The following is a 15,502-nucleotide window of genomic DNA, read 5'->3' on the forward strand; positions in this document are numbered from 1 at the left end:
CGGATCGGCACGACCAGCACGACGGAAGGAACACCATGACCCGCAGGTCGATCGGCATCATCGTCAACGGCGTGACCGGAAGGATGGGCTACCGGCAGCACCTCGTCCGCTCGCTGCTGGCCATCCGCGAGGCCGGCGGCGTGACGCTGGCCGACGGCACGACCATCTGGCCGGAACCGGTCCTGGTCGGGCGTAACGAGACCAAGCTCCGTGAGCTCGCCGAGCGGCACGGCCTGACCGACTGGACCACCGACCTGACCTCGGCGCTGGCCCGGGACGACGTCGAGGTCTACTTCGACGCCCAGGTCACCCAGCAACGGGAGAAGGCCATCCGGCAGGCCATCGAGGCCGGCAAGCACATCTACACGGAGAAGCCCCTCGCCGAGGACACGGCCGCGGCGCTCGACCTGGCCCGGGCCGCCGACGCGGCGGGCGTCCGCACCGGCGTCGTACAGGACAAGCTGTTCCTGCCGGGGCTGCGCAAGCTCAAGCGTCTCGTCGACGGGGGCTTCTTCGGCCGGATCCTCTCGGTGCGCGGTGAGTTCGGCTACTGGGTCTTCGAGGGCGACTGGCAGCCGGCGCAGCGTCCGTCGTGGAACTACCGGGCCGAGGACGGCGGCGGCATCGTGGTGGACATGTTCCCGCACTGGCACTACGTGCTGGAGGAGCTGTTCGGCCGGGTGAACGCCGTCTCCTGCGTGATCGCCACCCACGTGCCCGAGCGGGTCGACGAGGCCGGCGGCCCGTACGCCGCCACCGCCGACGACGCCGCGTACGCCACCTTCGAACTCGACGGCGGGGTGATCGCGCAGATCAACTCGTCCTGGGCCGTGCGGGTGTACCGCGATGAGCTGGTGGAGTTCCAGGTCGACGGCACCGAGGGCAGCGCGGTCGCCGGCCTGCGCACCTGCCGGGTGCAGCACCGGGCGGTCACCCCGAAGCCGGTGTGGAATCCGGACCTGCCGGTCACCGAGGACTTCCGCGCCCAGTGGGCCGAGGTGCCCGACAACGAGGAGTTCGACAACGGCTTCAAGGTGCAGTGGGAGGCGTTCCTGCGGCACGTCGTAGCCGGCGAGCCCTTCCGGTGGGACTTCCTGGCCGGCGCGCGCGGCGTGCAGCTCGCCGAACTGGGATTGCGCGCGGCCCGCGAGGGCGTCCGCGTCGAGGTGCCGGAGTTGCACTCGTGAGCGCCGCCGAGGTCGTGCTGCCGGGCGGGCGGCGCCACCGGCTGGCCGGGGGGACCGGGTTCGCCCGCCCGTCGGCGCCCGCGACCAGCCGCATCGCGTACGCCGCCGCGCACGTGGTCGCCGACCCGGGCGCGGAGAACACCCCGGGTGCTCCAGCGGCCGTGGACTGGGACACCACGCTCGCCTTCCGGCGGCACCTGTGGTCGTACGGGCTGGGGGTGGCCGAGGCGATGGACACCGCCCAGCGGGGGATGGGGTTGGACTATCCGGCGACCCGGGAGCTGATCCGGCGCAGCGCGGCCGAGGCCCGCGCCGTGGGTGGACGCATCGTCGCCGGTGTCGGCACCGACCAGCTGCCCGCCGGTCCGGCCACCCTGTCGTCGGTCACCGCCGCGTACCGCGAGCAGCTCGACGACGTCCACGCGGCCGGCGCCCGGCCGGTGCTGATGTGCAGCCGGCACCTGGCCGCCGCCGCCCGCGGCCCGGAGGACTACCTGCGGGTGTACGACGAGCTGCTGAGCGCCGCCGACGAGCCGGTGGTGCTGCACTGGCTGGGTCCGATGTTCGACCCGGCGCTGACCGGCTACTGGGGTGCGGTCGACCTGGACCTGGCCGCCGACACGGTCGTCGAGCTGATCAAGGCCCACCAGTCCAGGGTGGACGGCATCAAGGTGTCACTGCTCGACGCCGGCCGGGAGGTCGCGTTGCGCCGCCGGCTACCGGCCGGGGTGCGTCTCTACACCGGTGACGACTTCCACTACCCGGAGCTGATCCGGGGCGACGAGGTGGGCCACTCCGACGCGCTGCTCGGGGTGTTCGCGGCCATCGCGCCGGCCGCCGCCGCCGCGCTGGCCGCCCTGGACCGGGGGGACGTCTCGACGTACGACGAGGTCTTCGCGCCGACCGTGCCGCTGGCCCGGCACCTGTTCGCGGCGCCGACCTGGCACTACAAGACCGGGATCGTGTTCCTGGCCTGGCTGGCCGGGCACCAGGACCATTTCACGATGGTCGGTGGCGCGCAGTCCGGGCGTTCTCCCGCACACCTGGCCACCCTGCTCACCCTGGCCGACGCGGCCGGCCTGTTGCCCGACGCGGACCTGGCCGCCGCCCGCGCCCGAGCGATGTTCACGGTGGCGGGGGTGGCGCAGTGACCGTCGAGTTCGCGGGTGCGGCACCGTCGGATGGCAGCGGCGACGCGCTGCGGCGCTTCTCGTTCAACCAGGCCACCGCCCAGCGCTGGCCGCTGCCCGACGTGGTGGCCGGTTGTGTGGCCGCCGGCGTGCCGGGCATCGGCCTGTGGCGGGAACCGGTCGCGGAGTACGGGCTGGCCCGCTCGGCGAAGCTGGTCCGCGATGCCGGGCTCACCGTCACCTCGTTGTGCCGGGGCGGGTTCTTCTCCGCCGACGACTGGCTGGCGGAGAATCTGCGCGCCATCGAGGAGGCGGCCACGCTGGGCGCCCCCGAACTGGTGCTGGTCTCCGGTGGGCTGGCGGCGGGCAGCCGGGACATCGACGGCGCCCGCCGCCGGGTCGCCGACGCGATCGGCGAGCTGGCCCCGCACGCGGCGGCAGCCGGCGTACGGCTGGCCATCGAGCCGCTGCACCCGATGTTCGCCGCCGACCGCTGCGTGATCGCCACCCTCGGGCAGGCGTTGGACATCGCCGAACGGTTCGACCCGACGGTGGTGGGTGTGGTCGTGGACGCGTACCACATCTGGTGGGACGACACGGTGTACGCGCAGATCGAGCGGGCCGGCACGCGGATCGCCGCGTTCCAGGTCTGCGACTGGGTGACCCCGCTGCCCGAGGGGGTCTTGCTCGGCCGGGCGCTGCCCGGCGACGGGTGCATCGAGCTGCGCCGGCTGCGCGAGGCGGTGGACGCCGCCGGCTACGTCGGCCCGATCGAGGTGGAGGTCTTCTCCGCGCAGGTGTGGGCGCGTCCCGGCGCGGAGGTGCTGGACGCGGCGATAGCCGGCTACCTGCGCCACGTTGTCTGATCCCGGTCCAGCGGCCGGCGTCGCTCCGGCGTCCGCCGGGCCCGTCGAGGAGGGCCGGGGCCGGCGGTGGCCGGCGGCGGTCGGCGCCTGGCTGGGCATCGGCACCGCGCCGGCCACCCTGGTGCTCGGCGCGGCGATGGCCGGCCGGCACGGCGGCGCGGTGCCGGTGGCCGGGCTGCTGGTCGGCGGGGCGCTGATGGTGGCGCTGCTGTGGGGGCAGGGCCGGATCGGCCTGCGCCGGCCGCTCGGTGACGGCGGCACCCTGACCGCGGTGCTGCCCGCGTACCTGGGGCGGGTCTCCCGCCTGCTGCTGGCGGCGGTGCTGGCCGTGTCGATGGTCGGCTGGAACGGCTTCAACGTCGGGCTCGGCGGCGCGTCACTGGCCGCGTTGACGCACCTGCCGGGCTGGGTCGGGCCGGCGCTGCTGGAGGTGGCGGTCCTCGCCGTCTCCTGGGCGCCCGCCCGGCTCGGCAACCGGATCGCGGTGCTCACCACCCTCAGCGCGGTGGTCCTGGTCGGATGGTGCCTGACCGTGCTGCCGCCGCCCGGCGCGCCGGTCCGCCTCGCCGCCGGTGGGCTCGCCGACGCCGCCGCGCTGATCGGCTACGTCGCGGTGTTCGCGTTGCGGGCACCGGACTTCAGCGTCGGTCTGGCCCGCGGGAGGGACCTGGCCTGGTGCGTGGGGCTGCTGATCGGGCCGGCGCTGCTCGGGGTGCTCGCCGGCGCCGGTCTGTGGCTGCGGACCGGCTCGGCGGACGTGGTCGCGCTCCTCGCCGCCGGGTCGGGGCTGGCCGCGTACGCCAATCTGTTCGTCGCGGTGGCGGTCTTCGCGGCGGCGCTGACCACGACGTACTCCGGGGCACTGGCGATCCGTGGCCTGGCGCCGCGGGTGCCGGCCCGCACCGCGATGCTGGCCGTCGCGGTGCTCGGGGGGCTGCTGGCGGTGGCGCGCTTCGACCGGCTGGTGCTGCCCTGGCTGACCCTGCTGGCCGCCGCGCTGCCGGTGCTGGCCGTGCCGATGGCGACCGAGGCCGCGGCCCGGCGGCGCGGCCGCGCCCCGCGCAGCGTGCCCGCCTGGTGTTGGGTGCCGCCGGCGTTGCTCGCGGTCGCCTGCACCCTCGCCGGGGTGGGTCTCGCGCCGCTGCTCGGCCTGGCCCTCGCCGGGCTGCTCACTGCAGGCTGGCGCCGACACCAGCGCTGATGCTGGCGTGCGGCGGCGCCTTAGCGCTGGGCCACGTCAATGACAATTACCGTGATGTTGTCGTGCCCGCCCTGGTTGACCGCCACGGTCACGAGCTGGTCGGCGATATCCCCTGGACTACCGTCGGAGTCGAGCGCAGCTCGTATCTGTTCGCCTGGTACGTACGAACTCAGACCGTCAGAGCACAACAGGATTCGGTCGCCGGGTTGGAGGTGGAGAGGTGTCAGGTCGGGCGATCGGCCGTCGTTTCGGCCATCGAGAAAGCGGGCCAGCTTCTCGCCCAGATTCGGCACCTTGTCTGCGTTGGCGACGAGATGTTGGTAGGTGTGATCCTCGCTGATCTGGAGCATCGCACTGTCGCGGGAGCCGTGGCGCCGGATCAGGTAGGCGCGGGAGTCCCCGACGTTCGCCACGACCGCCTCGCTGCCGGAGCACAGCAGAGCGACCAACGTGGTCCCCATCCCAGCCAGCTCCGGGTCCGCGCGGACCTTCCGGCGTAACGCTTCGCTCGCCTGGTAGATCGCCTGCCCCAAGAAGTTGGCAAGATCCTTCGCTGGCACCGGACGGTCATACGCCGCCAAGGCGGTTGTGACCGTGCTGCTGGCGATGTCACCGGCGACGTGGCCGCCGAGACCGTCCGCGACAACAAAGAGCCACTGCCCCTGGCTGTGGGAGTCCTCGTTTCGTCTACGGACGAGGCCCTGGTGTGTCCGGCTGGCGGCTTCGACGATGACCGTCACGGCAGTGAGTCACCTCTCGATTCGGCGTCAGACCACGGCTGCTGGGCGTTGTCGGCACGGTGCAGGACGTGGACCGTCTCGACCCGATCGCTCGCCACGACGTACTCGGTCACCTCGACCGGCTTGTTGTCGGCCCCCGAGGTCCCGACCCGCACGATCTCCAGCACGGGCAGGTTGGTGGGGATCTCCAGGAGCGCGGCCTCGTCCTTGTTGGGCATTCGGGCGCGATGAATCTCCATCCAACTGATGGGCCAGTGGCCGGCGTTCTCAATGTGGTGCAACCACTCGCCCGCAGCGGGTTCCGCGTCCAGGTCGGCAACGATGGCGGCGACACGCGGGTGAATCCACGAGACGTTGATCTGGAACGGGGCTTCGGACGCGGGCCCGGTGACCCGGAACCGGCGAAGCACCTCGGTGCCAGGGTCCACGCCGAGAAGCTTGGCGACGCGGGGATCGTCCAGGCGGGCCGGTGCGCTGACGGCCTCGCCGTGGCGAACCCACACCTCCTGGCTGCTGGCCGAGGGGAACGAGTAGCCGGTTGCCTGCTCGTTGCGTTTGACCAGGTCACCGCGTGGTCGACGGGGACGCATAGTGCCGTACCGAACGGCGATGCCCCGGCCTTGGACGGCCCACACATAGCCCTCTGTCTCAAGAAGGGCGATGGCCCGACCGATGGTGTCGCGGTTGGCGTCGTACTCGGCGGCGAGGTCGTTAAGGGTCGGAAGCCGCGCGCCTGGCGCCCACTCCCCGGCTTCGATCCGTTCTCGGATCTTGGACGCGATGCCCAAGTAACGCGAGTGCACCACCACGTCAACACCCCTCGATTGTCCCAGGATAATCCTTGACCTTCGGTCAGATTGTCCCCACACTATCGTCATGCAATTGTCCCAGGACAATCTCGGGCTTGACGGGGTAGGTGCTGCCCCTCGTGGAGAACCAGAGGAGTTGCGGCCGTTGAGTGAGTCGCCGATGCCCGAGATTCCGGAGGTTGTCGTGGCGCAGGTGCCGCAGGTCTTCGTTCTCATCAGAGACGAGAAGGCTGTTGGCTACCTCTTCGACCTGCCGTCCGGAGCAGTGGCCATCCTCGATGGTGCGAGGGAGATCTTCCAATCGGGCTCCTTGGAGGAATTCACCAGGTTCTTCGGCCCCTTGCTGGGGCTGGACGTCGCGAAGGTCAGGCAGGACATCTAGTACCAACGCCGCACGTCGGCGTGCCCGGGTGGCCCGCTCCCTCTGTTGAGGGACAGGGCTCGCTTCCTGAGGGGAGGTGACAGGGTTCGACGGCGCGGATGGTGGGTTTCATGAGGACGAAGCCATGACCCCTACCTCGGCCGGTCCGAGTTGGACGCCAGCCGTGCACACAGGAGTCGAACCGGTGAGCAGGTTCGCTCTCGTCGCAGTGGGGCGTCGGGCTGCTGGTGGCTTCGGCGTCGTACTTCACGTTGACCAGGGCCCCTTGTTCGCGGGGTGCCGTCAGTGCAGAGCCGGTGGTAACTGTTTAGCTCGACGGGGGAGCACCGATGACGAAGCATGCTGTCCGGGCGGCCCGGATGTTCGACGGCGAGCGGCTGGTGGACGGTGGGGTGCTGCTCCTGCTGGATGGCGGTCGCATCACCGACGTGCGGCGAGGGTGGATCGAGGCGCCGGAGGGCTGGCCGGTGCGTGAGCATCCGGACGGCACCCTGCTGCCTGGCTGGATCGACGCGCATGTGCACCTGTGCGCCGATGCCGGGCCCGACGCGCTCGGCCGGCTCGCCGAACGTCCTGAGACGGACCTCGACGCGGTCGTCGAGGCGTCCCTGCGCGCGCACCTGGCGGCCGGTGTCACGACCGTCCGGGACCTGGGTGACCGCCGCGGTGCCGTGCTGCGGTGGCGGGACCGTAAGGTGCGCGACGACCTGCCCACGGTGGTCGCGTCGGGCGCGCCGATCACCAGCGTCGGCGGGCACTGCTGGTGGATGGGGGGCGAGGCGAGCGGCGTCGACGGGATCCGCGAGACCGTGCGTCGGCAGGCGGCGGCCGGCGCCGACGTGGTCAAGGTCATGGCCAGCGGTGGAGTGTTCACTCCCGGCACCGACACCACCCGGCCGCAGTTCACCGACCAGGAACTGACCGCCGCGCTGACCCAGGCGCACGATCTCGGCCTGCCGGTGACCGCGCACGCGCACGCGCTGAGCGCCGTCGAGCAGGCTCTGCGCCTCGGCGTCGACGGCATCGAGCACTGCACGTGTGTGACCGCGTCCGGCGCCCAGGTCCCCGACGAACTCGCGGCTCGCCTGGCCACGTCCGGGGTGGCGGTCTGTGCCACGCTCGGCACCGATCCCGCCGTGATCACGCCGCCGGAGGTGGTGGAGATGGCCGCGCGAGCCGGGCTCAGCGAGGCCGCGCTGCGCGCCGCCGCCGCCACCCTGCACCGGGCCGGGGTCCGCCTGGTGGCCGGTTCGGACGCGGGCCTCGGCCCCGCGAAGCCGCACGGGATCCTGCCGGAGACGCTCGTCGAGTACGTCGCGAGTGGCATCCCCGCGACCGCAGCCCTGGCCGCGGCGACCTCCGTCGCTGCCGAGGTGTGTGGCCTGGGGCGGCGCAAGGGCCGCGTCCGCGCCGGCTTCGACGCCGACCTGCTGGTCGTGGACGGCGACCCGACGCGCGACATGACGGTGTTGCGCCGACCGCTTGCCGTGTACCGCGCCGGGGCGGTGCCGGAAAACATGATCTAGCCGCGACTGATCGATCGTGATCTTATGCGGACCAGTGATCCGTAACACCGTGCAAATCCTCGATTAACCGTCGACGGCTTAGGTGGGGGAGCGCTCCCATTCGCGGATCGCGATCGATGCGGACAGCTCCACAAGGGGCGATCGAGAGGAGACTCGTGGCTACACGCACGAGCGGCAACAGGCTGCGAAGACTAGCGCTACCGACGCTGGTCGTCGCCATGATCACCGGCACAACCGGTGTCGCGGGACCGGCCTCGGCGGCCCCCGGTGAACGGCCCGGCACCAGCGGCCCGGGCTACTTCTCCGCCGGGTCCGACCGGAAGGTCACCCTGACCGACGGGGCCGATCGGCGCCCCGACAGCGACCACGCGGACAGCCCGAAGTCCGCTGTGGACGCGACCGGATCCGGCGTGTACATCGTCGAACTGGCCGAGGACCCCCTGACCACGTACGTCGGCGGGACCTCGGGGCTGACGCGGACCCGTCCGGCGCCCGGCACCCGGCTGGACGTGACGTCGGCGCCGTCGCAGGCGTACCGCCGCCACCTCGACGCGCAGCGGACCGCCGTCGCCACGGCGGTCGGCGTCCACGTCACGGCGGCCTACACCGCCGCCTTCAACGGGTTCTCGGCGACGCTGACCGCCCAGCAGGCGACCGCGTTGCGGGCGGACAAGCGGGTCCGTGCCGTGACCGCGGCGCAGGCGCTCGGCACCCGCTCGACGTCGGCCCTCGCGACCACATCGGCCCCCGCCACGTCGGCCCCTGCCACGTCGGCCCCCGCCACCGCGGCCGGGCCTGACCCGTCGGCGGCGGGCCACACCCCCGAGCCGCCCAAGCCGGTCACGCCAGGTCCCGCCACCGGTGCGGGCCTGGTGATCGGCGTCCTGGACACCGGCATCTGGCCGGAGAGCGCGTCGTTCGCCAAGAAGATGCCGGCTCCCGCCAACTGGCACGGCACCTGCCAGACCGGGGTGGCCTTCGTGGCCGAGCACTGCAACGGCAAGATCGTCGGCGCCCGGTACTTCGCCGACACGTGGCTCGCCGGCGGTGGCTCGGTGCCCGAGGGCGAGTTCCTGTCCCCCCGCGACGCGGCCGGGCACGGCACGCACACCGCGTCCACGGCGGCCGGTCTGCCGGTCTCGGACGTCACGATCGACGGTCGGCGCTTCGACCCGATCTCCGGAGTGGCGCCGGACGCCCAGATCGCCGTCTACAAGGTGCTCTGGGGTGGCATGGGCTACGACGCCGACATCATCGCCGGCATCGACGCCGCCGTCGCCGACGGCGTGCAGGTCCTGAACTTCTCGATCGGCTCGCAGCTCGGCGACTGGGAGGCCAACACCCCGATCGGCATGGCCTTCCTCAACGCCACCCTGTCCGGGGTGTTCGTGGCGGCGTCGGCGGGAAACACCGGCATCGTGAGCGGGGCCATCAGCAACGCGGCACCCTGGGTGACCACGGTCGGCGCGGCGGTGACCAACCTCGACGAGGCGACGCTCAAGCTGGGTGACGGCACGAAGCTGGTCGGCGGCTCGCTGGACGCGTTGCCCGGTGGCGGCTCGCGGCCGTTGGTCTTCGGCGAGCAGGCCGGCTCGCCGGACCTGGGTGCGGTGTACTGCGAGCCGGGCAGCCTCGACGCTGCCAAGATCAAGGGCAAGGTGGTCGCCTGCGCGCTGAACGACACGTTCGGCTCCGCCGCCGAGGTCAAGGCCAAGGGCGGGGCAGCGATGGTGCTGTTCGACCCGGTCGGCAACTACCGGGTCAACTCCATCTACAACTTCCCGGTGGTGTACCTGCCGACCGAGAAGCAGGCCGGCACGGTGTTCAACTACCTGATGCGCCACCCCACCGACGCGACGGTGTCCGTGCGGGCCGGCGGTGACGGCTCCAGCGTCCCGGGCGTACCCAGTGTCGCCGACTTCTCCTCCACCGGCCCAGACAAGGTGACCTACGGCGTCTTCAAGCCCGACCTGGTCGCCCCGGGATCGGACATCATCGCCGCGGTCTCACCGGCGGGCAACTTCGGGCGGCAGTACGACGCGTACTCGGGCACCTCGATGGCGTCGCCGTACGTGGCCGGCGCGGCAGCGGTCCTGCGTGCCACGCATCCGGACTGGTCGCCGGGCCGGGTCGCCTCGGCGCTGCGGACCACCGCCACCGACACCGTCGGCACCACCAACCCCCTGGACCAGGGCAGCGGCTTCATCAACCTGGCCGGTGCCACCGACCCGGGACTGGTCATCGAGCCGACCGCGGCGGAACTGGTCGCCTTCAGCGAGACGGCCCAGCCCGACGGCAAGGAACTCAACCTGCCGGCCATCTCGCTGCGCGAGTACGACGGCACCCGCCCGGTGACCCTCACCCGCACCCTGACCAACGTGGGCAAGGCGCGGGAGACCTACCGGTCGTCGGTGTCCGGCCTGAAGGGCATGAGGGTCACCGTCACGCCGGCGTCGGTGACGCTGGCGCCGGGCGCGTCCGCGACGGTGACCATCACGGTGAGCCGGGGCAGCGCCCCCTGGGACCGGTACGTGACCGGGTCGATCACCTGGCGCGGCAAGGCCCACAGCGCCCGGATCCCGGTCGCCGCCCGTCCGTGGGGGATCACTGCCCGGCCATACGGGGACGACGGCGAGGAGTTCGGCCGGATGGCCAACGGCGCGTTCGGCTACGTCCAGCCGGGCTTCACCGGGCCACTCGCCGGTCGCAGCACCGGTTACACGCCGATGCGGCGCACGTCGTACTCGATGCCGGCCGGCGTCTACGGCGGCGTGTTCGACCCGAAGGCGTCCGGGGTGAAGAAGGTCGACTTCACCGTGCCGGCGAACACCGCCGGCATCGTCGTCGAGGCCAACACCGAGGACCCGAACACGAACCTCGACCTGTACCTGTACAAGGGCGACACCCTGATCTACAGCAGTGACAGGTACTGGACCAGCGCGGAGCAGGCGTACAAGTTCCTGCCCGAGCCGGGGCGTTACACGGCCTACGTGTTCGCGCAGGTGCCCGGTGGCCCGGTCGTCGACTTCGAACTGAAGCACGCCATCATCGGTCGTAACGCCACGTATTCACCCGCCACGCTGACGGTGCCCTCCACGACGGAGCGCGGTCAGAGTGTCAACTTCACGTTGAAGCCGAACAAGCCGCTGGCTGAGGGCGACTTCTGGGCGTACACCGAGTGGAGCACCAACGGGGCCGTGGTCCCGGGCAACCTCGTCTACACCCAGCAGAGTTCCTGGGAGTAACGCAGAACGGGTGTGGGGCGGTGCCGATGGGCACCGCCCCACATCCCGTCGTCCCCCTCACCTCCCCCGGGCAGTTCCCCGCGACGCCTCAGCGGGGCCGATCAATACCCGCCGGACGGATCGACGCCAACGGCGGCGCAGGCGGGCCTGGTCCCGGCCGTGAACGACCACGGCAACGCCTTCGGCGGCCAGCACCGCGGCGATCTCCGCGCCGAGACCGCTGCTCGCGCCGGTAACCAGAGCGCGCTTGCCGGCAAGCTGCAAATCCATCGGTCTTCCCCCGTCAATTCCGGAAAGGGCCGGGCCAGTGCGCGACGCCGTAACGGACTGTGACTCGCAGATAATGGACCGGCAAGTCCAAAAACTGTGGCGGACGAGCCTCTGTCGGCACCTCTCGCGAGCCTGGTCGAAACGCGGTCAGCGAGGTTCGACCGGGACAACTCTGCCCGACCTGACGCAGATCTTGGACAGTTTCCGTTACGCGAGAACGGAAACTGTCCAAGATCTACGTTGCTGGCCCGTTCAGTGAACAAATCCGCAGTGCCGACCGGTGGCGGGCGGTGGGACAAACCCGCCCGCCACCGGCCCGCGCGGTCAGGTGACTGTGATGGTCAGGTTGAGCGAGCGGGTCTGCCCGCTGGTGTAGGTGGTCGTCACCCGGGCGGTGTAGGTCCCCTTGCGCGGGTAGCTGTGACTCGTCGACCGCAGTGTCGCACCGTGCGTGATGGCGCTGTTGTCGCCGAAGTCCCACGCGTAGTCGGTGATGCTCTGCCCGGCCGGCGCCGTCGCGGTGGCGGTCAGCGTCGTGGTCAGCGGTGCGGTGCCGCTGCCCGGGCTGGCCGCGATGGTGAGCGTCCCACCCGGCTCCTGCTTGACACCGGCGCCGTTGAATCGCAGCCAGTCCAGCGAGAGCAGGTCCGGTGTGCCGCCGACCTGGGCGGTGTTGACGAACCTCGCGTACAGGGTGGTGGTGCCGGTGGGCTTGTTGGTCAGGGTGACGGTGGGGGAGACCAGGTTGTCCCACCCGCCGGTCGAGCCGATGCTGGCCGTGCCGATCAGGGTGCCGGTGGGTGAGCCGGTCCGCAGTTCGATGGTGCCGCCGAGGCCACCGTTGGTCACACCGAGCGTCACCGAACCGATGTTGCGCAGGTCCACCGGCCCGTACGCCGCCCAGTCGTTGTGGTCGACGTCGCCGAGCCGCCTGCCGGCGCGGGCGGTGGCCCGGTCGTTCACGGTGAGGCCGGACTGGGCGCTGAAGTGCTCGGCCTCCTTGCTCTTGGGCTGCAACTGTGCCCGGGTCGAGCCGGTCAACGCCGGTACGCCGCCGGCCGCGCCGCCGTCGGTGTACTGGGCGGTGACGACGGTGTAGAGGTTCTGCCCGGGGCCGTGCCCGTCACCCGCGTCGGCCTCGGTGGCGAGCAGCCCCGAGCAGCCGGTGTAGACGTCCAACGGGTGGGCGTGCGAGTCGTGGCCGAGTTGCGTCTGGACGGTCACCTTGGCGCAGTCGATGGTGGCGTCCTCCGGGTCGGTCACCGTCACCGTGTACGGGATCTTGTCGCCGAAGTCGAAGAACCCGCCGTCGGGCACGGTGATGGTCACCGTCGGTCGGGTGTTGCCGACCACCACGTCGGTGACCGCGCTGGCGGTCAACCCGTTACCGCTGTTGCGGACGGTCAGCCGGGCGGTGTGCTTCCCGGCCGACGAGTAGGTGTAGGTGGGGTTCGCCGCGGTCGAGTCGGTGGTGCCGTCGTTGGTGAAGTCCCAGGCGTAGCTGAGCGCCGTGCCGTCACCGGCCGCCGTGCCGGCCGAGGAGAAGGTGACCGTGAGCGGCGCGCGCCCGCTGTCCGGGGTGGCGGCGATCTTCGCGGTCGGCGGTCGGCCGTTGGCCACGTAGTCGATCCGGTAGATGCCGGCGCCGGCGTTGCTGCCGCCCCGCCCGCTGCCGGTGCCCTCGCCGAAGTCGATGACGTAGAGCGACCCGTCCGGGCCGAACTCCGCCTCGAAGGGCTGGATCCAGCTCATGTTGTCGAAGATCCCGTTTATCGACTGGAGGTCGCCCACGGCGGTGGGGCCGAAGCGCGCGTTGGTGAAGGTCTGCGCCGTCTTGTGGATCGAGAGCGTCTTGAACCACCTGCGGGTGAACTCGTAGGTGATCCACTTGCCCTCGAAGTACTCGGGGAACTTCGTGGTGCGGGTGTTGGCCGGGTCGTAGTCGTAGACCGGACCACTCATCGGCCCGCCACCGCCGGTGCCCACCTCGGGGAACTGGCTGGAGGCGGAGTACGCGTACCAGACCAGAGCCGACCGTGCCGCCGGCAGGGTGGTCAGGCCGGTGTTGTTGGGGGAGTTGTTGACCGGTGCGGAGCAGGTGAACTTTGCCCCGGAGGTGCTGGTGGCGTAGTTGTAGTCGTTGAACGCGATGTTGTTGCCCACGCAGTACGGCCAGCCGTAGTTGCCGGCCGTGGTGATCCGGTTGAACTCGACCGTCCCCTCCGGACCACGGTTGGGGTCGGCGGCCCGGGCGTCCGGGCCGTAGTCACCCACCAGCACCGCGTTGGTCTGCGGCTCGATGGTGATCCGGAACGGGTTGCGCATGCCCATCGCGTAGATTTCCGGCCGGGTCTTCGCGGTGCCGGCCGGGAACAGGTTGCCGCTCGGCACGGTGTACGTACCGTCGGCCTGTGGGGTGATCCGCAGGATCTTGCCGCGCAGGTCGTTGGTGTTGCCGGCGGTGCCCTGGGCGTCCCACGCGGCGCGGCCCGAGCGTTCGTCGATCGGGGTGTAGCCGCTGGACGCGAACGGGTCGGTGTTGTCGCCGATCGCCGCGTACAGGCGGCCGGCCGCGTCCATCGCCAGCGAGCCACCCATGTGCGAGTTGGCCCGGCCCTCACCGCGGAACGTGGGTACGGTCAGCAGCCGCTTCTCCGAGGAGAGCGCGACGCTGTTGTTCGCCACCGTGAACCGGGACAGGTTGAGCTGTTTGAGGGTCTTGTCCGACCAGAGCAGATAGACCCAGCCGTTGCTGGCGAAGTTGCGGTCCAGGGTCATCCCGAGCAGCCCGTCGGACTGGTCGGTCATCGCCGAGGTGTACGCGAAGTCGAGCAGCGTGGTGACCTGGAGGGTGTCGGAGTTGACCACCTTCAACGCGCCGGTGCGCTGGATGTAGTAGACCTTGCGGTCCGGGGCGATGGCCAGTTCGAACGGGTCGGCCAGGTTCTCGGTGACCAGCCCCACCCGCTCGAAGGTGCCGGTCTCGGTGGCCGAGCAGTCGCCGGCGACCGCGCCGGCGGCCCACTCGATGCCGTAGCGCAGGTGCTCCAGGAAGGTCGGCGTGCTGAACTGGGAGCTGGCGTGCCCGCCGGCGGTGAACCAGGACCGGCCGCCGTCGTAGCGCTGACACCAGGAGTACGCGTGGTCGACGCCCTCGTCCAGGCCGTTGATCCCGTCGCGCACCTTGATCTGCGCGAGGGTGTGCACGTTGCCGGTCGGGTTGGTCCGCCAGTTGTACCACTCCTCGCTCTGCTCCCAGAGCTCCGGCAGGTTGCGCGTCGACGGGTGCGCCCGGTCGAGCACCTTCACCCGGCCGGGGAACGTGCCGCCGGTGGCGGAGAAGTCGGGGTGGTAGTCGAAGATGGTGCCGACCAGGCCCTCGTACCACGGCCAGTCGCGTTCGCTGGCCGAGGCGGCGTGCAGGCCGGCCCAGCCGCCGCCGTTGCGGATGAACGTCTGCAACGCCGCCCGCTGGCTGGCGTTGAGCAGGTCGCCCGAGGCGGGGGTGGAGTTGGTGTTGTTGAACACCAGGGCGTCGAAGGTGGCGAGGTTGGCGTCGGTGAACGCGCCCGCGTCGGTGGTGGCGACCACCTCGAAGTTGTGAGTGGCGCCGAGCTGCTGGATCGCGGCGACGCCGGCCGGGATCGAGTCGTGGTAGAAGTTGGTGATCTTGGAGAAGACCAGCACCCGGAAGCGGGGGGCGGCCTCGGCGGGCAGGGCGGTGGTGGTGCTCACCACGGTGGCGATGGTGAGCAGGGCGAGGCAGATCGCGCGCAGGAATCGGGGCATGGGGGCGCTCCCTGTCGGACGGTAAGGGTCGGAAAGCGCTTTCTCGCTGCCGCATCACGGTACTGACAGCCAGTGACGACCGTCAATAGGCGCGGGTAAGCGTTTTCCTGGCGGACGGCGGCTGGCTGGCGCGGGGCCACCGCGTCGACGATCGTCGCCTACCATCGATGGCGGTCGACCTGGGGAGGTCACGTGACGACACCATCGGCTTCGAAGGCGTACGGGGCCCGAAACGCCGAACCGATCGACACCACCGTGGTGCACCCGGCCCGCCGCTACACCCGTGCCGGGCTGCGGTCCGCGGCGGCGGCCGGTGCCGCCGCCCCCCGCGATGACGGCCACCGCGACGATTCCCCA

At 71.2% G+C, this 15,502-nt stretch carries 11 protein-coding genes; 7 read left to right on the plus strand and 4 right to left on the minus strand.

The features are described 5' to 3' along the window. The first annotated feature begins 35 nt into the window (after window positions 1-35). The 4 genes from O7620_RS07235 to O7620_RS07250 are packed head-to-tail and all read left to right on the plus strand — an operon-like array spanning window position 36 to window position 4,384. Window positions 36-1,187: a Gfo/Idh/MocA family oxidoreductase gene (locus O7620_RS07235; RefSeq protein WP_278122403.1), complete on the plus strand. Its 1,152-nt coding sequence runs from the start codon at window positions 36-38 to the stop codon at window positions 1,185-1,187. Next, window positions 1,184-2,338, plus strand: a complete 1,155-nt coding sequence (locus O7620_RS07240; protein ID WP_278122404.1) for a dihydrodipicolinate synthase family protein — start codon at window positions 1,184-1,186, stop codon at window positions 2,336-2,338. Before O7620_RS07235 ends, O7620_RS07240 begins: the two co-directional genes overlap by 4 nt. Next, entirely contained in the window at window positions 2,335-3,183 is an 849-nt protein-coding gene (locus O7620_RS07245; RefSeq protein WP_278122405.1) for a sugar phosphate isomerase/epimerase, read from the plus strand. The genes O7620_RS07240 and O7620_RS07245 overlap by 4 nt, the downstream gene beginning before the upstream one ends. Next, window positions 3,176-4,384, plus strand: a complete 1,209-nt coding sequence (locus O7620_RS07250; protein WP_278122406.1) for a hypothetical protein — start codon at window positions 3,176-3,178, stop codon at window positions 4,382-4,384. Before O7620_RS07245 ends, O7620_RS07250 begins: the two co-directional genes overlap by 8 nt. 20 nt (window positions 4,385-4,404) lie before the next feature. On the opposite strand, the gene O7620_RS07255 is transcribed toward O7620_RS07250, so the two are convergent. Both O7620_RS07255 and O7620_RS07260 read right to left on the minus strand, forming a co-directional pair. Next, window positions 4,405-5,124, minus strand: coding sequence for a protein phosphatase 2C domain-containing protein (locus O7620_RS07255; RefSeq protein WP_278122407.1), 720 nt, complete (start codon window positions 5,122-5,124; stop codon window positions 4,405-4,407). Continuing rightward, complete coding sequence (locus O7620_RS07260; protein WP_347403756.1) at window positions 5,121-6,149, minus strand: GntR family transcriptional regulator; 1,029 nt, start codon at window positions 6,147-6,149, stop codon at window positions 5,121-5,123. Before O7620_RS07260 ends, O7620_RS07255 begins: the two co-directional genes overlap by 4 nt. Here O7620_RS07260 and O7620_RS07265 point away from each other — a divergent pair. The 3 genes from O7620_RS07265 (at window position 6,094) to O7620_RS07275 (ending at window position 11,086) form a co-directional block, all read left to right on the plus strand. Continuing rightward, window positions 6,094-6,315 carry a hypothetical protein gene (locus O7620_RS07265; protein ID WP_278122408.1) on the plus strand — a complete coding sequence of 74 codons (222 nt, stop codon included), beginning with the start codon at window positions 6,094-6,096 and terminating at the stop codon, window positions 6,313-6,315. The genes O7620_RS07260 and O7620_RS07265 overlap by 56 nt on opposite strands. A 329-nt stretch (window positions 6,316-6,644) precedes the next feature. Further along, window positions 6,645-7,841, plus strand: a complete 1,197-nt coding sequence (locus O7620_RS07270; RefSeq protein WP_278122409.1) for an amidohydrolase family protein — start codon at window positions 6,645-6,647, stop codon at window positions 7,839-7,841. A gap of 218 nt (window positions 7,842-8,059) precedes the next feature. After that, window positions 8,060-11,086: a S8 family serine peptidase gene (locus O7620_RS07275; RefSeq protein ID WP_278122410.1), complete on the plus strand. Its 3,027-nt coding sequence runs from the start codon at window positions 8,060-8,062 to the stop codon at window positions 11,084-11,086. A 57-nt stretch (window positions 11,087-11,143) separates the two neighbouring features. On the opposite strand, the gene O7620_RS07280 is transcribed toward O7620_RS07275, so the two are convergent. Then, complete coding sequence (locus O7620_RS07280; protein WP_278122411.1) at window positions 11,144-11,356, minus strand: SDR family NAD(P)-dependent oxidoreductase; 213 nt, start codon at window positions 11,354-11,356, stop codon at window positions 11,144-11,146. A 324-nt stretch (window positions 11,357-11,680) separates the two neighbouring features. Next, complete coding sequence (locus tag O7620_RS07285) at window positions 11,681-15,145, minus strand: ThuA domain-containing protein (protein WP_278122412.1); 3,465 nt, start codon at window positions 15,143-15,145, stop codon at window positions 11,681-11,683. Window positions 15,146-15,502 lie beyond the last annotated feature (357 nt).

The sequence above is a fragment of the Micromonospora sp. WMMD710 genome, assembly GCF_029626045.1.
In the GTDB taxonomy this organism is placed as follows: Bacteria; Actinomycetota; Actinomycetes; order Mycobacteriales; family Micromonosporaceae; genus Micromonospora.